At 58.3% G+C, this 19,582-nt stretch carries 15 protein-coding genes; 8 read left to right on the plus strand and 7 right to left on the minus strand.

Translation table 11 applies throughout. The features are described from left to right. Positions 1 to 87: 87 nt before the first annotated feature. From HB393_RS22555 to HB393_RS22575, 5 genes are all read left to right on the plus strand, one after another. The gene (locus tag HB393_RS22555; RefSeq protein ID WP_255551519.1) at positions 88 to 1,482 is read left to right on the plus strand and encodes a carboxyl transferase domain-containing protein; all 1,395 of its coding nucleotides are present in this window, start codon (positions 88 to 90) and stop codon (positions 1,480 to 1,482) included. A 274-nt stretch (positions 1,483 to 1,756) separates the two neighbouring features. After that, entirely contained in the window at positions 1,757 to 2,629 is an 873-nt protein-coding gene (locus HB393_RS22560; protein ID WP_213807475.1) for a hydroxymethylglutaryl-CoA lyase, read from the plus strand. A gap of 31 nt (positions 2,630 to 2,660) precedes the next feature. After that, complete coding sequence (locus tag HB393_RS22565; RefSeq protein WP_345945381.1) at positions 2,661 to 3,446, plus strand: enoyl-CoA hydratase-related protein; 786 nt, start codon at positions 2,661 to 2,663, stop codon at positions 3,444 to 3,446. A gap of 56 nt (positions 3,447 to 3,502) precedes the next feature. Then, positions 3,503 to 3,955 (plus strand): thioesterase family protein, encoded by a 453-nt coding sequence (locus HB393_RS22570; RefSeq protein WP_213807476.1) that lies wholly within the window; start codon positions 3,503 to 3,505, stop codon positions 3,953 to 3,955. Positions 3,956 to 4,003: 48 nt separating this feature from the next. Beyond that, on the plus strand, positions 4,004 to 4,747 hold the full coding sequence (locus HB393_RS22575) for an SDR family oxidoreductase (protein ID WP_213807477.1): 744 nt from the start codon (positions 4,004 to 4,006) through the stop codon (positions 4,745 to 4,747). Positions 4,748 to 4,784: 37 nt separating this feature from the next. Here the strand turns inward: HB393_RS22575 and HB393_RS22580 are convergent, their stop codons facing one another. The 5 genes from HB393_RS22580 to HB393_RS22600 form a co-directional block, all read right to left on the minus strand. Then, a complete protein-coding gene (locus tag HB393_RS22580) occupies positions 4,785 to 5,201 on the minus strand; it encodes a cobalamin B12-binding domain-containing protein (RefSeq protein WP_213807478.1) in 417 nt (138 codons plus the stop codon). 85 nt (positions 5,202 to 5,286) lie between these two features. Beyond that, on the minus strand, positions 5,287 to 6,198 hold the full coding sequence (locus HB393_RS22585) for a glycosyltransferase family 2 protein (RefSeq protein WP_213807479.1): 912 nt from the start codon (positions 6,196 to 6,198) through the stop codon (positions 5,287 to 5,289). A gap of 176 nt (positions 6,199 to 6,374) precedes the next feature. Then, the gene (gene cyaY, locus HB393_RS22590; protein ID WP_213807480.1) at positions 6,375 to 6,713 is read right to left on the minus strand and encodes an iron donor protein CyaY; all 339 of its coding nucleotides are present in this window, start codon (positions 6,711 to 6,713) and stop codon (positions 6,375 to 6,377) included. Positions 6,714 to 6,824: 111 nt separating this feature from the next. Beyond that, positions 6,825 to 8,519, minus strand: a complete 1,695-nt coding sequence (locus HB393_RS22595) for a TIGR03118 family protein (RefSeq protein ID WP_213807481.1) — start codon at positions 8,517 to 8,519, stop codon at positions 6,825 to 6,827. A 252-nt stretch (positions 8,520 to 8,771) separates the two neighbouring features. After that, positions 8,772 to 9,557 carry a DeoR family transcriptional regulator gene (locus tag HB393_RS22600; RefSeq protein WP_213807482.1) on the minus strand — a complete coding sequence of 262 codons (786 nt, stop codon included), beginning with the start codon at positions 9,555 to 9,557 and terminating at the stop codon, positions 8,772 to 8,774. 261 nt (positions 9,558 to 9,818) lie between these two features. On the opposite strand from HB393_RS22600, the gene HB393_RS22605 reads away from it, so the two are divergent. Next, entirely contained in the window at positions 9,819 to 13,214 is a 3,396-nt protein-coding gene (locus HB393_RS22605; RefSeq protein WP_213807483.1) for a TonB-dependent receptor, read from the plus strand. Between the two features lie 129 nt (positions 13,215 to 13,343). On the opposite strand, the gene HB393_RS22610 is transcribed toward HB393_RS22605, so the two are convergent. Beyond that, positions 13,344 to 14,378 carry a glycosyl hydrolase family 18 protein gene (locus HB393_RS22610; RefSeq protein ID WP_213807484.1) on the minus strand — a complete coding sequence of 345 codons (1,035 nt, stop codon included), beginning with the start codon at positions 14,376 to 14,378 and terminating at the stop codon, positions 13,344 to 13,346. A gap of 111 nt (positions 14,379 to 14,489) precedes the next feature. Then, positions 14,490 to 16,841 carry a GH92 family glycosyl hydrolase gene (locus tag HB393_RS22615; protein WP_213807485.1) on the minus strand — a complete coding sequence of 784 codons (2,352 nt, stop codon included), beginning with the start codon at positions 16,839 to 16,841 and terminating at the stop codon, positions 14,490 to 14,492. Between the two features lie 245 nt (positions 16,842 to 17,086). Here HB393_RS22615 and HB393_RS22620 point away from each other — a divergent pair, with 245 nt between their 5' ends. Together HB393_RS22620 and HB393_RS22625 are read left to right on the plus strand one after the other, a co-directional pair. Next, positions 17,087 to 18,520: a glycoside hydrolase family 125 protein gene (locus HB393_RS22620; RefSeq protein WP_213807486.1), complete on the plus strand. Its 1,434-nt coding sequence runs from the start codon at positions 17,087 to 17,089 to the stop codon at positions 18,518 to 18,520. A 263-nt stretch (positions 18,521 to 18,783) separates the two neighbouring features. Continuing rightward, positions 18,784 to 19,542, plus strand: a complete 759-nt coding sequence (locus HB393_RS22625) for a glucose 1-dehydrogenase (protein WP_213807530.1) — start codon at positions 18,784 to 18,786, stop codon at positions 19,540 to 19,542. The last annotated feature ends 40 nt before the right edge of the window (positions 19,543 to 19,582 follow it).

Consider the following 19,582-nt stretch of genomic DNA (forward strand, 5'->3'; position numbering starts at 1 on the left):
AGGGGGGTGGGGGGGGGGGGGGGGGGGGGGGGGCGCGGGGGGGGGGGGGGGGGGGGGGGGGGGGGGCGGGTGTGCGGGCGGCTGTGCATGATCGTGGCGAACGATGCGACGGTGAAGGCGGGCGCGTTCTTTCCGATGACGGCGAAGAAGGTGCTGCGGGCGCAGACGATTGCGTTGGAGAACCGGATTCCTACGCTGTATCTGGTGGACTCGTCGGGGGTGTTTCTGCCGCTGCAGGAGGATGTGTTTCCGGACACGGATGATTTTGGCAGGGTGTTTCGGAATAACGCGGTGATGAGCTCGCTGGGGGTGCCGCAGATTACAGCGATTATGGGGATGTGCGTGGCGGGTGGGGCGTATCTGCCGGTGATGACGGATACGGTGTTGATGACGGAGGGTTCGGGATTGTTTCTGGCGGGGCCTTCGCTGGTGCAGGCGGCGATCGGACAGAAGACGGGGGCGGAGGAGTTGGGTGGGGCGGCGATGCATGCGGAGATCTCGGGGACGGTGGATTTTAAGGAGCCCAACGATCATTTGTGCCTTTCACGGTTACGTTCTCTGGTGGGGAAGATAGGGGTTCGAGGCAGCGAGACTGGGCGGGAGGTTTTTTCCCGGGTGGAGTTCGATGTGGTGCGCGATGCGCCTTTGTTTGCTGCGGAGGATTTGTATGGGTTACTTGATCCGGGGCCGGGGGCGAGCAATGTTTATGACATGCGCGAGGTGATTGCGCGGATCGTGGATCGCAGCGAGTTCGATGAGTACAAGGTGGACTTTGGGAGGACGGTGTTGTGTGGGTATGCGCGGATTGGGGGGAGAGCTGTCGGGATCGTTGCGAATCAGAAGATCAACCAGAGTCAGACGGTGGCGATGGGTCCGGCGGCGGGGACGAAGAGGACGGAGTTTGGTGGGGTGATCTATACGGAGAGTGCGCAGAAGGCGGCGCGGTTCATTATGGATTGCAATCAGAGTCTGGTGCCGTTGATCTTTCTGCATGATGTAAATGGCTTCATGGTAGGGAAGGATGCGGAGTGGAGTGGGATCATTCGGGCGGGGGCGAAGATGGTTTCGGCGGTGGCTACTTCGGTGGTGCCGAAGATTACCGTGATCGTCGGCGGGAGCTTTGGGGCAGGGCATTATGCGATGTGTGGGAAGGCTTATGATCCGCGGTTTTTGTTTGCGTGGCCTACGGCGAGGTATGCGGTGATGAGTGGGGCTTCGGCGGCTACGACGCTGGCCGAGGTTAGGGCGAAGCAGGTGGAGCGTGGTGGGGTGGCTTTGTCGGAGGAGCAGCGGAAGGCGATCTATGACGAGATCAAGGCTACCTATAATGCGCAGGCTGATCCGAGGTATGGCGCGGCGCGGCTTTGGATCGATGCGATTGTCGATCCGGTTCGGACGCGGGAGGTGCTGATGACTGCTTTGGAGGCGACGGCTTTGAATTTGGAGGTGGGGCGGTTTAATGTTGGGGTCTTGCAGACTTGAGGTCGACTTCGGATTTGTACAGATGGAATGGATAAGGCGTAACGGTGATTCGAGGGATGAAAAGCTGATAAGAGCGGATCGGTGTGGGTTCTTTGGTGCCATCTTCATCTTTCTAGGTCTAGGTACCACTTTCATCTTCTAGGTGCCATCTTCATGGGTGGCGAGGATGTTTGATTGGGACGCGAGAGTAATGCGACTGCTCGATCCTTTGAGTTCGGATTTGGGGAGGTGTTGGTGGGTGACACAATGGATGTGTTGAGGGATTGGGGTTGGGATGAGTGATTTGGTGAAGATTGTGGAGTGTCCGCGGGATGCCTGGCAGGGGCTGCCTTTGAAGATGGCGGCGGAGATTAAGGCGGATTATTTGCGGACGCTGGTGGCGGCGGGGTTCAAGCATATCGATGCGGTGAGCTTTGTTTCGGCGGCGGCGGTGCCGCAGATGGCGGACTCGGAGAAGGTGTTGGAGTATCTTGATCCGCCGGACGATGTCGAGATTATTGCGATTGTGGTGAATGAGAAGGGCGCGGAGCGGGCGGTGAAGACGGGGGCGGTGTCGACGCTGGGATTTCCTTACTCGGTGTCGCCGGGGTTTCTGCAGCGGAACCAGAATCAGACGCCGGAGGAGAGCCTGGAGGCTCTTGAGGCGGTGGGGACGATTGCGTATAAGGCAGGAATGGATGTAGTGGCGTATATTTCGATGGCGTTCGGGAATCCCTATGGGGATGCCTGGGATATTGATGAGGTAGTGGCGGCTTGTGACCTGCTTGTGGATAGCGGGGTAAGGCAGATCTCGCTGGCTGATACGGTGGGGTTGGCTACTCCGAAGATGGTGGCGGATGTGTTGGCAGATGTGATGGCGGTGCATGACGAGCTGGAGATTGGGGTGCATCTGCATGCGCGGTATGACGGGGCGGCGGAGAAGATTCGGGCGGCGTATGGGGTGGGGTGCAGGAGGTTCGATGCGGCGATTGGAGGGCTGGGGGGATGTCCGTTTGCGCAGGATGCGCTGGTGGGAAATATTCCTACGGAGACGTTGATCGCGGTGCTGCGGGAGTTGGGGGCGGAGTTGCCGGAGATGAGACCGCTGGATGGTTTAATTCTGGCGACGGAGGAGATTTCGCGGAAGTTCGGGGTTAAGGTTCAGTAGGCTGGCGCGGTTCGAACGGGAAGACGAGGGAATGATGGGTTATAAGACGATTCTGGTTTCTGAGGTGGTTGGGGTTCGGACGATTCGGTTGAACCGGCCGGAGCGGCGGAATGCGATGACTCCGGCGATGCAGGAGGAGTTAATTGCGGCGTTGACGGAGGCGGGGACGACGGCGGAGTGCCGGGTGGTGGTGTTGGCGGGGGCGGGTGAGGCTTTTTGTGCGGGGGTGGACCTGACGCATCTGCAGGCGATGGCGGAGGAGTCGGTGGCGGAGCACAGGGCGGATGCGGAGCGGACGGCGAGGCTGTTTATGACGCTGTATGCGCTGGAGAAGCCGACGATCGCGGCGGTGCATGGTCCGGCGGTGGCGGGAGGGACGGGGCTGGCGACGCTGTGCGACTTTACGCTGGCGGCTCCGGACGCGAAGTTTGGGTATACGGAGGTGCGGGTGGGGTTTGTGCCAGCGCTGGTGGCGGCGTTTCTGGTGTTGCAGATTGGGGAGAAGAAGGCTCGGGAGCTTTGTTTGACGGGACGGGTGTTTGGGGCGGAGGAGGGGTATCGGCTGGGGTTGGTGAGCGAGCTGACGACGGCGGAGGGGTTGGAGATACGGGTGCATCAGTTGGCGAAGTGTCTGGCGGCGAACTCGCCTGCGGCGCTGGCGGCTACGAAGAGGCTATTGGTGGAACAGAACAAGGTTTGGCTGGACCGGGCGATCGCTGCCTCGTTGGAGGCGAATGCCAGGGGGCGGGAGACAGCGGACTTTCGGGAGGGGGTTTCGGCGTTTCTGGAGAAGAGAAAGGCTGTTTGGGCAAAATAAACGCTGTGTTGAGAAGGCGACGGTGGTTTGGGGAAGGGTTTCGATAGACTGGTCTGATGATTCAAAGTGTGGATGTGGAGGCGAAGGTGGTGGCGTCGCGGGTGCGGGTGCGCTACGCGGAGACGGATCAGATGGGTGTCGTGTATCACGCGAACTATCTGGTGTGGTTCGAGGTAGGGCGGGTGGAGTTTATGCGGGCCCGGGGGCTGAGCTACAAGCAGATGGAGCTTGAAGAGAGCTGTCTGATTGCGGTGGTGGAGGCGAATGCGAAGTTTCGGGCTCCGGCGCGGTATGACGACGAGCTGGTAGTGGAGACGGAGCTGACGAGTCTGCGGGGAGCGGTGATCCGGTTTGAGTACAGGGTGGTGCGGGAGTCGGATGGGGTGCTGTTGTGCGAGGGGCATACAGTGCATGTAGTGGTGGGCAGGGATATGAAGAAGCGGCGGATGCCGGAGCGGTATGCGGAGATGCTGTATCCGCAGACGATGGTCGATCTTCAGGCGAGATGAATGGAGGACGAGGTAATCTAACCGAGGCTCTTGAGCCGGAGAGAACGAATGGACGAGCAGGGGAAGAAGATTGCGCTGATTACGGGTGCGAACAAGGGGTTGGGGCTGGAGACGGCGCGGCAGTTGGGCAGGATGGGGATTACGGTGTTGGTGGGGTCGCGGGATCTGGCCAGGGGTGAGGCGGCGGCCGCGGGGTTGAAGGGCGAGGGGATCGATGCTTTTGCGTTGAAGCTGGATGTGGTGGAGGATGCCGACGTCCGGGCGGCGGCGGGGTGGATTGAGGAGCGGTTCGGCAGGCTGGATATTCTGGTGAACAATGCCGGGGTGCTGCTGGATCAGGATCGTCCGCATAACCGGACTAGTACGACTTCGCAGGAGCTCCTGCGGGAGACTTTCGAGACGAATTTTTTTGCGGTGGTGGCTTTGACGCAGGCGTTGTTGCCGCTGCTGCGGAAGAGCGCGGCAGGACGGGTGGTGAATCTTGTGAGTATTTTGGCTTCGTTGACTTACCATGCGACGCCGGGATCGCCGGTCTATGACTCGAATACGTTTGCTTACGATACTTCGAAGACCGCGTTGAACTCGTTTACGGTGCATCTGGCGCATGAGCTTCGGCATACGAAGATCAAGGTGAACTCGGCGGACCCTGGGTGGCCGAAGACGGAGATGGGTGGGCCGAACGCGACGATGGAGATTTCTGAGGGAGCGAGGACTCCGGTAGAGCTGGCTACGCTGGGGGAGGATGGGCCTACCGGTGGGTGCTTTCATGCTGGGGAGCCGGTGCCTTGGTAGGGATCGTGGCGACTCACCCTTCGATGGTAGTGCCCATCTAGGTGAGGAGGGTGCGGGGCTTTATGTTTTCGCGGATGAAGGTAATGGTGGTCTCGAGGGGTGTGCCGGGGCCGAAGATGGCGGAGACGCCGTTTTGTTTGAGGTGAGGGATGTCTTCTTCGGGGATGGTTCCGCCCAGGACCAGGAGGATGTCTTCGGCGTGCTGGGTTACGAGCAGGTCGTGGATGCGGGGGAGGATGGCGTTGTGGGCTCCGGAGAGGATGGAGAGGCCGATGCAGTCGACGTCCTCCTGGATGGCGGCGGAGACGATCATCTCGGGAGTCTGGCGGAGGCCGGTGTAGATGACCTCCATGCCAGCGTCGCGGAGGGCGCGGGCGATGATCTTTGCACCACGGTCGTGGCCGTCGAGGCCGGGCTTGGCTACAAGGACGCGGATGGGTGCGGGATGGGGCATCGAAGCGAAAGTATACTTGGCGGGCTTACGCCGGCGCTATTGGCTCGGGATTCTTCCGTTCCAGATTGGGCTGAAACATAGGAGCTTAGTGGATGGAGATTTGCTTGGCGGTTTCGGGGTCGGAGGCTGCCTGGCGCGCTCTGAGGTTCTTGCTGGATGAGGAAAGGTTGGAGCGGAGGGCGGAGAGATCGTTGGTTTGGTAGGAGGCGTTAGGGGCTAGGGCGATGCGCCAGGCCTTGGCGTACTTCCAACTGACGTAGGTGGAGTGGTAGAGATGCAGGAGGAGGCCTTCGCGACCGTCGAGAAAGCCGAAGCGGAAGAGATAGTTCCAAAGGAAGGTGAACATCGGAACGATGGCGATGTTCCAGTAGAAGGCAGGGAAGCCGCGGCTGGTCCTGCCCTTGGAGTAGAGGAGATCGGCTCCGAGGGTGCTGTAGCGGTCCATGTGCTCGATGTAGCTCTCGAGGGTGGGATAGGCGTGGTGGATGATGTCGTGACGGAGGGTCTCGAGTTTGCCCTCGAAGGCGATGGTCTCGTGGACGGGTCGCTCGGAGAAGCGGGCGGGTGGCGCGAAGTTGGCAGAGTGGCGGCGGAAGAGACGGAGTTTGGGGTCGGGATAGAAGCCGCCGAAGCGAACCCAATGGTTGAGGAAGAGATTGCGGCGTTTGAGCAGATAGGCGTCCGCGGATGGATCCTCGGTGAGGAGGGTTCGTATCTCGATCTGGAGCTCGGGGGAGAGCTCTTCGTCGGCGTCCAGCGAGAGGACCCACTGGGAGGTGCACTTCTCGATGGCGGAGTTCTTCTGGGCGGCGAAGCCCTTCCAAGGCTCGGATATGACTTTGACGTTGGGATAAGAGGCGGCGATTTCTAGGGTGCGATCGGTTGAGCCGGAGTCTACGACGATGACTTCATCGGCAAAACGAACGCTGGCCAAGGTGCGCGGGAGGTTCGACTCTTCATTGAGTGTGATGATTGCAACGGACAGGGTGGACTGCATATTCGATAACCTTCCCTAGGGGCAAGTATTGCAGATGGCGCATACAACAATGAATCAAGGGTCGTCAGAGTATGGTGAGACTTGTTTTCGAAAGCATACAGCACGAAGTCCTCCCGGCGCGGCTCTCTTTTTGATCCGACGTGAATGTGTTTATCAACTATGGGAAGCGGCGTAGGTCAGGGAAGGGCGATGGTGGGATCGCCGAGGTGCTCGCGGAGGAGACGCTGGGTGAGGGTTTTGAGGTCTTCGCCGGTCTTGGAGAGGGTGAAGTCGTGGGCGGACTCGGACCAATCGAGCTTGTAACTGGTGGACTGGGCGGAGATCCAGATTTGACGGACAGGGGTGTTGGGGGTGAGGACGAACTTGCTGGAGCCGTTCTCGAAGATGATGTTCATGACGCCGTTGTTGTCTTCGAACTCGAAGGTGCCGGAGTCGTCCTCGGCGGCGATGAGGGACTGCTTGAGGGCTTCGAGGGAGGAGTCGGACTCGCGGCGGAAGGTGGCTTCGTCGATCATGAGTACAGTTTAGCTGGTTGGCGAGGCAACGTGGTTTGCATGGAGGTGTGACGGTGGCAAAAAAAAGGCCGCCCATGGGATGAAGGCGGCCCGCAGAAAAGTCGTTTGAATTTATTGGACCGTCAGCGTGAGGCTGGTTTGCTGTGTGATGGCTCCAGAGGTGGCGGCGATGGTGATCTTCGACTGGCCGGTTGGGGTTCCGGGAGTGGAGGGAGTGGTTGGGTTGGAGGAGCCGCCGCAGCCCAGAACGAATCCAGTGGAGGCGATGAGGAAGATTGCCAGTCCCAGGAGACGGAATGGGTGAACTGCGATTGCGGTGAAGCGCCGGCGGAAGACGAGCAGTGAAGCAAAGGGAAGAAGCAGGGCAGAGGTGATGCCTGCGGGGGAGGCTCCTCCGAGGCGTTTGCGTTGCAGACTCGCCGATGCTTTGGAGGTCTGGATGGTGAGGGTGGAGACAGCGCTGGTGGTGGCGGAGACGGTGAGTTGAGCTGGAGCGAAGGTACAGGTGGCTCCGGTAGGCAGGCCGCTGCAGGTGAGAGTGACTGTTCCGCTGAAGTTGTTGGTGGGGGCGGCGCTGATTGTGGCTTGCGTGGAGGATCCAGCGGTTACGTTCGCCGATGCGGTGGAGGCACTGAAGCCGTAGGTTGGTGTTCCTGTGGGCGCTGGATCGTTGGAGATGCCGGCGAGCAGGCCGTGCGCTTCTCCGGCGAGCCCGGCGGTGAAGTAGACGGTGCTTGGGTCGCCTCCGCTGATGGGGGTGTTGCCGGGGAGCAACTCCCAGAGGCTGGCGTAGGTGAGGGGCTTGCCTGTTCCGTCGATGAGCTGGCCGAGGTAGGCGTAGGTCTTGGGGTCGTAGACGTTGATGAGGCCGTCGCCGAAGTTTCCGATGAGGAGATCGTTGCTGAAGATGCCGAAGCTGGCTGGAGCGAAGGCTACTCCCCAAGGTGAGTTGAGATTGCCGCCGGTGACGGCGCGGGCGATGAATTTACCTGAGGTGTCGAAGACGCTTACGATGCCGTTGCCGGGGGCATCTACGGTGCGGAATGGAGTGGTCGTGGTGCGGACGCCGTAGGTTACGAAGACCTGAGTTCCGATGGCGTGGACGGAGTAAGGAGAGTACGTGGCGGGGAGGGTGGGATCGGTGAAGGCGCCGGTGAGGGTCGCGAGCTTGAAGGTGCTGTCATAGACTTCGATCGCGTTGCCTTGACCGAAGTTGGCAGCGAGGATGTAGCTGCCGGTGGTGTTGGTGATGAGGGCCAGGTCGGTGTAGGTGGCCTTGGCGGCACTGTTGTTGATGACGATCTGGGAGATGGCGTTGGCGGTGCCTAGCTTGCTGTTCCAGCCGGAGATGGTGCCGTCGAGGGTGGAGAAGAGGAAGGAGGCTTTGGTGCCGTTCGGCAGGAGGAAGCCGGTGAGCGCTCCCGTCGAGATGCAGCCGGCGGGGAGACCAGTAGCGGTCGGAAGGCCGGAGGCCGCGGGGACGATGACTTTGAAAGGAATGACGCCGGTGGCCTGGGCTACGTAGCTGAAGCCGGTTGCTTGCGCGCTGATCCACCAGGTGGGGCTTGCCGACATTCCCCAGGGGTTGATGAAGTTGGCGTCGGTGGTGACGGCTGGAACGGAGCCGTCCGAGATCAGGTTGGTGACTTTATATGCGCCACCGGTCTGTGCTGTCGCTGGAAGAGTCAGGGAGGCGATTGCAAGGGCGAGGGCGGCGAGAGTTGTCGTGACTGCCTTCGAACCTGTGGAGGGTGCGTGAAGTTTGGCTTCGCTGGATAGATGGGTAGGAAGGGCTGCGTAACGCATAGTGCCTCACTTTTCTTGCTGTGTGCAGGGGCCCTGCCGGTTCCTTTGGATGTCCGGTATAGGTTGAAGAGTAGTGAAAGGGAGTGAGGTGTGTTGTCAGGGAATTGTCTGGGGTTCGTCATTTGATTGTGTTACTTGGCTGCGTTGAGACGAGGCTTTACGCGCGTGATGACGCGCAGGCGTGTGCCTGCTGCGCTTGGATTGAGACTGCAGATGCGGGTCGCTTCGTAAGGCTTAAACGCTTCGTTTGGCTTAGACGCAGAGTACGTGGACGTTTTGTTGCTCGAAGAGCTTGACGAGTTCTGGCGCGACGTTGTCGTCGGTGATGATCGTGTGGATCTGCGAGGGCTCGCAGACCTTGTTGGTGCTGATCATGCCGAGTTTGCTGGAGTCCGCGACTGCGATGAGGCGACGGGTGTGTCTGATCATCTCGCTGAGGATGAGCGCTTCGTCGGACTCGATTACGGTGAGGCCGTGTTCGGGATGGATGCCGGTCGCGCCGATGAAGACCTTGTCGAAGTAGAGCTTCTGGAGGGCGTTGAAGGCTGTTGCACCGACCATGGAGAAGGAGCCGGGCCAGCGGATGGTGCCTCCGGTGAGGGTGACCTGGGCGTTGGGCAGGCTGGCGAGCTCCATGCCGATGTTCACGGCGCTGGTGACGATGTGGACGTTGCCGCGATGGCGGAGGCTGCGGGCGACCTGGGTGGTGGTGGTGCCGGGGGAGAGGGCGATGGTATCGCCGTCGGAGACCATCTCGGCCGCGGCTAACGCGATGCGGCGTTTCTCGTCGGCGAAGCGCTCTTCGCGGAGAGGGAAGGCGGCGTCGAAGCGGAATGGCTCGTAGGTGAGCTTGCCGGCGAGCTCGACGCCGCCGTGGGTGCGATGGACGAGTCCGCGCTTCTCGAGCTTGATGAGATCGCGGCGCACACTGGCTGTGGAAGAGACGACAGAGGCGGCAAGATCTTCCACGCTGCTGGTTCCTTTCTGAAGAAGGAGGCGAAGGATTTGGTTGGCGCGATCATCTGTTTTTGCCGGCACTCGGAACTTCCTTTCTAAGAACGGGTTTGAAGGCGTTTTAGGTATCCATCATTTATATGACGATATGAATGTCAATTCTGCATAATTGTGCAAATTTATTTGACTTTAACCTAACGTTCTTTCTATTCTCACCGTCATAGTCCTGTTCCTAATGTTTCCCTGATGTCGGTTTGGCAAGAGCGGCGCCTCCCTTCAATTCTCCCTGCCCGCGTTTTATTTCGGCCGAATTTAACTCCCAACAGTTACGAAGTGAGGATTTGCATGAGAAGTAAACTTTTTCACTATTTCGGTGCATGCGCGTTTGCGGCGTTTGCGGGAATGCCCATTGCGCAGGCACAGACAGTCACCGGCTCGATTACAGGCCAAGTCACCGACTCCACCGGCGCAGTGTTGCCGGAGGCGCATGTGACGGCTGAAAACGTCGACACCGGCGTGAAGACAGAGGCGACGACCAACAACGCAGGCGTGTACAGCATCCGCTTTCTGCCTATCGGGCACTATCGGGTGAGGGTCGAGGCTGCGGGGTTTTCAACGCAGACGGTCGCTCCGTTCACGCTGGAGATCAACCAGACGGTGAAGCTGAATGAGAAGCTGGCGGCTGGCGCTTCCAGCACGGTGGATGTGAACGGCGGCAGCGCTCCGGTTCTGAATACTACCGATGGGACTTTGGGGATTACGATTTCGACCAATCAGATTGCTACGATGCCTCTCAATGGGCGTAATTTTTCTTCGATTACGCTGTTTCAGCCTGGGGCTGTGACGTCTACGCCTGGTGGGATGCAGGGTACCAATGCGTTAGAGCGCAATACGCTGAGCAGCGGAATTGCGTCGGTCAACGGGAATCGGACGCAGGCGAACAACTACACCCTCGATGGAATCGATATGAACGAGGGGCAGAACAACCTGATCGGTTATACGCCAGCACCGGATGCTATTGCGGAGATCAAGGTGATCTCTGCCAATGCACCTGCGACTTATGGCAATGTCAATGGCGGGGACGTTGTTTCGGTTCTGAAGACCGGCACGAACCACTTCCATGGAAGTGCGTACGCTTATTTGGAGAACGACAAGCTGGATGCCAATTCGTGGTCCAACAACTTCCAGCACATTGCGATTCAGCCTTTCACTCAGACACAGTTTGGAGGGACGCTCGGCGGGCCTATTTACAAGAATAAGCTCTTCTTCTTTGCGGATTATGAGGGTGTGCGGCAACACACGGGAGGAATGGGTAGCGCCAGTGTCTTGACTGCGGCCATGCGTAACGGAGATTTTTCCGCAGTGCCGCAGCTTCACGATCCAGAGAATAACTTCGCTCTCTATCCAGGTAACAAAATTCCAATTGTCAATCCGGTAGCAAAGTTTCTCTTTGCCCATCCCGAGCTTTACCCCCTTCCGAATCAGGCGCCGACCGATGGGGTCGCACAGAACAATTTCCAAGGGCCACAGCGGACTTTTAAAGTGAATAACCAGGGAGACGTCAAGATAGAGTGGGATCCTAATGCAGCCGATAAGATCACAGGCTTCTATTCGCAGTCAGACGCATTCGATGGTACCGTCGCTGTGCTTGCCATCAGCTTCCCATCGCAGAATGTTTTTCCGACGAAGATCTTCGGCGCCACATGGGTCCACGTCATCTCTCCGGAGATCGTCAACCAGGCGCGTATCGGCTTTACTCGCGTGAGGTGGGATGATGGCATTCCAACCGATCCAAGCGGCGCCTTCGGTCTAAACGGAAATTCTGAAGTTGGAATTCCTTTTGGGGTGCAACAGTACGTTGGCTTTTCGGGTATTAACTTCGGACAGGATTTAAGTGGCACCGCTCTTGGAACACCTGCTCAGCCACAGATTTTGCGTGACAACACCTTCAGCTATGGTGACGATCTAACCTGGCAACACGGTAAGCACCTGTTGAGTATGGGTGTTCAGGCGATTCGCTATCAACAGAATTATATGGTCCAGTCCCCTCAGGGAGCGCTGGGACAGTTTACTTACGATGGCAGCTTTACGGGAATTCCGAATGCGAATAATTCGTTGAATGATGGATATTCCGGTGCCGACTTTGTTCTCGACCGCGTGCAGAGCGAGCAGATCCAACTCCCTGGGGCACTGGTGGGTAATCGGCAGTGGCGTGCTGCTGTCTTCTTTCAAGATGACTGGAAGGTGACCGATAAGCTAACCCTGAACCTTGGTCTACGTTATGAGTACAACCAGCCATGGACAGAGGTAAACAATAAGACAGCGAATGTGTTGCTTGACTCAGGTACGGTCGAGTATGCGAAACATGTCCCGGCCGGTGCGCCTGCTGGTTCGATCGTTTGCGATAACCCAGCATGTTACCAACCGAACTATGCGCAGGTGATGCCCCGCATCGGCTTTGCCTACCAGATCATGCCAAGCTGGGTCGTGCGCGGTGGATACGGTACCTCAAGCTTCTTTGAAGGAAACTCTAACAATCAGAGATTGACCTTTAATTCGCCGTTCGTTCAGTCCAGTCAACTGACCGCCGTCTCCCCAAGTTTGGGGAATCCCGGCACACCGTTTGCTGCGGCTCAAGGTTTTGCGATTACTGCAAGCTCAATCAATAATGTCGGTTTCGGAGCCTGGCCCCAGAACATCAAACCTGCTTACATCAACGAATTCAACCTGACGACCGAATATGCGATCACAGGTAAGACCACGTTTACGATTGGATATGTCGGTGAGACAGGACAGCATATTGAGGACTATCGCAATGGTAATCAACTCACTACCGCGCAGGCAGCGATTAGCGATCCGTTGCCGCCGGGCGCACCTATTCCGGCAGCCGCTGTTGCTCCGTTTGCGAAACTGGTAGGGCAGACCGGCACGCTGCTGGTTACGGAATCGAACGCGATGATGAACTATAACGCTCTCCAGACCACGTTGCGTCATCGCGCCGATAAGGGGCTCGAGTTCACCATCAACTACACCTACGGCCGTGCCATGACGAACAGCGCAGGAAACTACGCTGGAAATAATGATGTGAACGTGCAGAATGGCTCGTTTCAAAATGGCTACAACGGCCATGCCGACTATGGTCCGGCGGCGCAGGATGTACGGCACAACCTATCGGCAACGGCTGTGTATGAGGTTCCCTACGGACGTGGCAAGATTTATGGCTCGAATTTAAATCGTGCTCTGGATCTACTGGTGGGAGGCTGGACGGTCTCCGGTACGGCGATCGCTTACTCAGGCTTTCCGATCTCGATCTTTGGCCCACGCGCTGACGGGACGAATGCCATTGGTGATTCAAGAGCCAATCAGGTTCATAAACTTCATATCCATAACCGTACCGTACAAAACTGGTGGGGTAAGGATCTCTCGGCTCGTCCTTGCGGGAGTGATGGCAGCGACTCTAACGTTTGTGCTTATGGACCGGCGACAGCCTTTACCTTTGGTACTGCTTCCGTCGGCAGTGAACGAGCACCCGGATTCGAGCAGATCGATACGTCGGTCTTCAAGGATTTCCGTATTAGGGAGGGACAGGCGATCGGCTTCCGTGCCGACGGCTTCAATGTCTTCAACTTTGCGAGCTACGACAATCCGAACAATAACATCGGCGACACGAATTTCGGTCAGATCACGGCTAGTCGGAATCTGCCGCGGCAAATTCAACTCTCGTTGCACTACAACTTCTAACTCAGAATACCTATGGCTGACCGCGAAACGGTCAGCCATAAGTATTTCTAACCTTCAATACTTTTGATTTGATTGTGGCGCCGGTTCGTTGTTTTGAGCCGGCGCTGATCTTTGTGAGGATTAGTTTTATTAAGGGCGGTCGGGTAGGACGGTCCAGATGGCGTTGTCTTCCTGGCCCAGGACCCAGGCGCAGATGCCTTGCAGGTGTTGTTCTTTGGCTAGGTTGTAGCGGTCGGCGAAGCCGCGTTTTTCTGTGTAGAAGATCCATTCGCGCATCTGGTCGCGGTAGAAGAAGAAGTAGGCGGTGTGGTCCTGGGGGTCCCACTGTTCCAGGCCTTTGTAGGTGTCGCGGAGGGTTTGGGAGTCGGCGGCGCTGATGTAGTCGGCGGTGATGTTTGGCTTTTGATCTTTGTCGTTGGCGCCCGGATCGCCGGTGTACCAGTGGTAGCCGTAGAGGGCTATGCCTAGCGATAGCTTTTCTTTCGGGACGACCTTCAAGGCGTAGTCTAGGTTTTCGTTCATCCATGTCCATCCGCCGACGGGGCCTGGGGTGGTCCAGCGGGTGTGTTGGTCATAGGTCATGAGGCAGATGAGGTCGACTGATTCGCTGAGCGCCTTGAGGTCGAAGACGCCGCGCCAGTCGGCGAAGATCCATTTGCTAAAGGCGGTGTGTCCGGGGTGTCCGGGGGCGTTGGGTACTACGGCTATCTGGAGTTGGAGGTGTTCGCGGTGCATTGCATCGGCGATCTGTTTGACTGTGGCGGAGAGGGCGTCGCGGTCGGTCCACGAGATGTTTTCGAAGTCGAGTTGGAAGCCGTCGTAGCCGTTCTGCTTACACTCCGAGATGAGGGAAGCGATCATGGCCGTCTTGGCTTTGTCGCTGGTGAGCAGGGTGTGGACACCGATCTTATCGAAGATGGCGACGATGGGAATGAGTGAGATGTGGCGCTGCTTCACGATGCGCATTACGGTCGGGTCGGACTCTCCGGAGACCATTCCGGCTGGATCTACGTCGTACCAGGTTGGCACGATGATATCGATTTTGGTCTGGTGCTCTGTAAAATCGCGAACCGAGTCGGGGTGGTCCGTCATATAGAAGAGGGTCTTGGTCTGGGCGTGCAGGGTCGATGCGGCTAGGAGAAGGCAGGGGAGAAGTTTTTTCATTTGGGATCTCGTTTCGAGGTGCAGCTTGGGACGTCAACGCGGCAGTATCGCAAGTAGCCCGAAGAGGATTCGGGATTACTTGCGTCCTGCCGCGTTGGCGGGCGGGACTTTTTAGGTGGCGCTTTCCAGGGTTAGGGACGGTGGCACATCGGCTGGTTGAGAGCCGAATGCAAGGTTTGGCTCGCTGCCCATCTCGAAGACGATCTTTGCGCCGTTTACGATGTCGCGATGGTTGAACCAGGATTTTGTATAGGGCCTTCCGTTGAAGGTGACCGACTGAATGTACTGGTCCGTGGGCGATTTTCGGCGGGCGAGGATCTCGAGTTGTTTGCCTTTGCCGAGCTGCAAGGTGACGCGATCGAAGAGCGGCGTGCCGAAGATGTAGTTGCCGCTGACGGGATCCACGGAGTAGAAGCCCATTGCGCTCATGATGTACCAGGCGGACATCTGGCCTACGTCCTCGTTGCCTTGCAGGCCATCGGGTAGAGCCTTGTACATGGTCTCCATCAGCATGCGAACGCGGGCCTGAGTCTTGTGGGGCTGGCCTGCGTAGGCGTACAGGTATGCGATGTGGTGCGAGGGCTCGTTGCCGTGGGCGTACTGGCCGACGAGGCCGGCGATGTCGGGTGGTGCGTCGGCGGGCAGGGTTGATGGTTGATTGAAGAGCTCGTCGAGTTTGGCGAGGAACTGCTGCTGCCCACCCAGGATGTCGATGAGACCCGCGGCGTCGTGCTGGATGGCGAAGGTCGCCTGCCAGGAGTTGGACTCAGTGAAGTCGCGCCACTTCTTGGAGGTTCCCATTTCGATGGGATTGAATGGAGCGGCCCACTGGCCGTTTGCGAGTTTGGGACGGGCGAAGTTGATGGAGCGGTCGTAGTAGTTGCGGTAGTTGCGCGAGCGCTCTACAAGCATTGCGGCGTCGTCGGAGTGGCCGAGCTTTTTGGCTACGTGCGCGATGGACCAATCGTCGTAGCAGTATTCGAAGGTCTTGCTGACCGACTCTTCTTCCAGATCGCAGGGGATGTAGCCCTTGGAGCGGTAGTAGCCGAGGCCGCGGATGTCGTCGACCATGGCCCGTTTCAGCATGACTCTGTAGGCGCGGTCGTAGTCGACGCCGGTGACGCCCTTGTTGCAGGCTTCAGCGATGACGGCGGCGGAGTGGTATCCGGTCATAGTTCCGGTCTCGCAGCCCTGGAGCGGCCATACAGGCATGCCTGCGGGGCTTTGTTCGGCCATGCGGATCAGCGTGTTGACGAAGTCGGGCACGCGCTCCGCGGACATCAGCGTGTACAGGGGGTGCGCGGCGCGGTAGGTGTCCCAGAGAGAGAATGTGGTGTAGTTGCGCTGGCCGGGATCGAGCTGATGGTTTTGCTTATCCATGCCGCGATAGCTGCCGTCGACATCGTCGAAGAGCGAGGGGCCGAGCGAGGCGTGATAGAGGGCGGCGTAGAAGATTCGCCGGTGGGTGTCGTTCGAGGTAGTGATCTGGATGCGGGAGAGCTGCTGATTCCACTTGTCACGGGCGCTGCGGCGAACCTGCTCGAAGTCCCATCCGGGGAGCTCGGCTTTGAGGTTATTGGCTGCGGATTCCGCGCTGACGCCGGAGATGCCGGTCTTCACCATGATGACTGGATGATGCGTGAGGTCGAAGAAGAGGACGCATTTGAGGGACTTTCCGGTGAGCGGCTGGGTGCCTGCCGGGACCTCGGTGCCTTCCTGGTAGAAGACGGCGCGAACGGGTTGCTGCGAGAACTGCATGGTGAAGTAGATCTGCCGTCCGTTGCCCCAGGCTTTTGTGGTGCGTCCGCCGGCGAGAGTGTCGGGTGAGGTGCTCTGCAGTGAGGCGTTCACTACGGCTGATTCGCCGTTGTAGGCGTAGCTGTGTTCGAGATCGACGATGATGTGTCCGCTCGTCGGAGCGCCCTTGCCGGTGGGGAAGCTGTACCGATGGAGGCCGGTGCGCTCGGTTGCTGTGAGCTCGGCGCGGATGCCGTAGTCCTTCAGGAGAACGGAGTAGAAGCCGGGCTCGGCGTGTTCGTCGTTATGGTCGAAGCGGGAGCGGTAGCCGGCGTCCGGGTTGCTGCGCGGGCCAGGTACGATCTTCGACTCGCCGGTGCCGGGCATGACGAGGAAGTCGAGCAGGTCGCCACAGCCGGTGCCGCTGAGGTGCGTGTGGCTGAAGCCCATGATCGAGGTGTCGGAGATGTGGTAGCCGGAGCACCAATCCCATTGGTCGTTGAAGGTGTCGGGGCTGAGTTGGACCGCGCCGAAGGGAACCGTGGCTCCGGGGAAGGTATGTCCGTGTCCGCCTGTGCCAATTTTGATGTCGACCAAGGACGCTGGATCGGATGCTGCGTCGTTCTTCTTGGATCCGGGAATAACTTTGCCGAGTGCACTGGTTTCGGCTGCGCCTACTGCACAAGCAGCAGAGACACCACCGAGGAATGTTCTTCTGGAAATCACTTTCGCTCCGTCTCTTGAGATCAAAAACACTATGAAGGTTGATAGGCGCATTTATGATCGCCTACGTACGAGTTATTTGACGTAGAGTAGACGGAGTATGTGTGGAGGCGATCATAATAATGATCGTTTTACCGTCAAAAAGTCTTAATAATGAAAATATCACGTTGACCTATCTAGAGCTGCAATTGGGGCTTTGAAAGACCTCAACTCCAGATTATGTCTAACCACTTCCCAATGGATCGAATATGACGCGCTTTACGATGACCCGCCGAGAGATGCTACGGCTTGCAGCAGGTTCTGCAGCCTCGGCCACACTGCAACCATTGACTGCCCTGGCCGATGTGGGGGGCTCGTTCGTCTCCCGGCGTCCGCCGGTGCAGGATAGGAGATTCCGCAGTGCGGCGGTCGAGACCTATATTTCGAACGTGAGTGGGAAGATCGGCGATCCCGAGCTGGCGTGGTTGTTTGGGAACTGCTATCCGAATACGCTCGATACGACTGTGGAGTTCGGAAGCTTTGAGGGGAAGCCGGATACGGCTGTGATTACGGGTGATATTGCTGCGATGTGGCTGCGCGATTCTTCCGCCCAGGTTTGGCCTTATCTCCCCCTGGCGGGAAAGGATACGGCGCTGCGCCAGATGCTCGAAGGTATTATTCGCAGGCAGGCTCGCTGTATCCTTATCGATCCTTATGCTAATGCTTTTATGGCGAACCTCGATGCGCCCGCGCTGGAGTGGAGCCGAAGCGATGCGACGGAGATGAAGCGTGGCGTCGGGGAGCGTAAGTGGGAGCTTGATTCGCTGTGCTATCCCATACGGCTGGCCTATGGGTATTGGCGTGCGACTGGAGATACAGCTCCCTTCGACCAGGGCTGGCGGGCGGCGATGAAGTTGGCTGTGGAGACGATGCGCGTCCAGCAGCGCAAGCATGGACTGGGACCCTACCGCTTTCAGAGAGCCTCAAAGGCTCCTACCGAGACTTTGCCTGCTGATGGATATGGCGCTCCGGTGCGGCCGGTAGGGCTGATCGCTTCCGGATTTCGGCCCTCGGATGATGCCTGCACCTTTCCTTTTCTGGTTCCTTCGAATCTATTTGCGGTTACGGCTCTGGGATATCTGGCGCAGATGGCCGATAAGATTCTGCATGATACGACCCTGGCGAATGAAGCGGCGGCGTTGGCGGCCGAGGTGTCGGGTGCGTTGCGACAGTATGCGGTGGCGCAGACTCCACAGGGCTCCATCTGGGCCTATGAGGTGGACGGCTATGGCAGCCAGTTGCTGATGGATGACGCAAATGTGCCGAGTCTGTTGGCTCTCCCTTATCTTGGGGGGGCTTCTGATGCGGCACTGTATGCCCGCACACGGAGCTTCGTCTGGAGCGAACGGAATCCGTGGTTCTTTCAAGGAAGCGCGGGGGAGGGCATCGGCGGACCTCACGAAGGTAAGGACATGATCTGGCCTATGGCCCTTACGATCTACGGACTTACGAGCGAGTCGAATGCCGAGATCCTGCGCGCGATCGAGATGCTGAAGCATGCCAGCGCCGGGTCGGGCTTTATGCATGAGAGCTTCAATAGCAACGATGCCACGAAATTTACGAGGAGTTGGTTTGCTTGGGCGAACTCCTTGTTTGGGGAGTTGGTTGCGAAGACGGCCGATAAACAGCTTTTGTCGAGCTAAGTTAATTTGCTGGCAACGAATTTCTGCCCTTCTTTATCTCTTCGCGTCTTAGAGGCCTATGAATTCAAGTGGGATCTCTCGATGAGTCATGCCTCTTCCCGTTTGTAGATGAGTGTTGTCTGACCGAGTTGCGGTGAGCGGACGTTGCCTGTCGTGGGTGGGTGCGGAATGAGTGGCATTAAGTCACCGGAGCGGCGTCAGCCTTGCTGACAGCCGCTTTACTTTTGTGCTAGAAATAATTCGTTATTCAACAGGTGAATCCACTGGAATTTGAGGGGCAGTGCGCGGTAGTGCTCGGAGGCTCATCCGGGATCGGTAGAGCGATCGCTCTGGGGTTTGCGCGAGCGGGCGCCACGGTCGTGGTTTCCTCCCGCTCGCTCGATGCTGTCGATACGATAGCGACCGAGATCGAACGATTTGGCGGAAAGACGCTTCGTGTTGCCAGCGATGTGGTCGACCGCGAATCGCTCGAGTGCTTGCGCGAAGCGGTCCTGGGAGCGTTTGGCTCCGTCGACATTTTGGTCAATGCAGCAGGAGTTACAAAGCGCTTGCCCACGCTGGAGATGGACGAGGATACCTGGAAGCGAATCATGGACGTGAACCTAAACGGAACACTTCGGGGTTGCCAGGTCTTTGGAGAGAAGATGCTGGAACAGCGGTCCGGAAAGATCATCAATATTGCTTCGCTTTCCACGTTTGTAGCGTTCCACGAGGTGGCGGCCTACTGCGCCAGCAAGGCGGCGGTTGGGGCGTTGACCCGCTCCCTGGCGGTAGAATGGGCGCCGTTCGGCGTTGCTGTGAATGCTATTGCTCCCGGGGTGTTCCCCACTGCTCTCAATAGCAAGATTATCGATAGCCCGCGTGGGCAGGAGCTTCTGATACGCACACCCATGCATCGGTTCGGCGATCCTGAGGAGTTGGTATCGACCGCGCTTTATCTGGCGAGAAAAGAGACGTCCTTCACCACTGGACAGATCGTTGTGGTTGATGGTGGGATGCTTGCGAGTGGGGTGAATCAGTGAGTGAAAAGCATGATCGGATTCCATGTCGGTCGAATAATTT

Source organism: Granulicella sp. dw_53 (assembly GCF_018449545.1).
In the GTDB taxonomy this organism is placed as follows: Bacteria; Acidobacteriota; Terriglobia; order Terriglobales; family Acidobacteriaceae; genus Edaphobacter.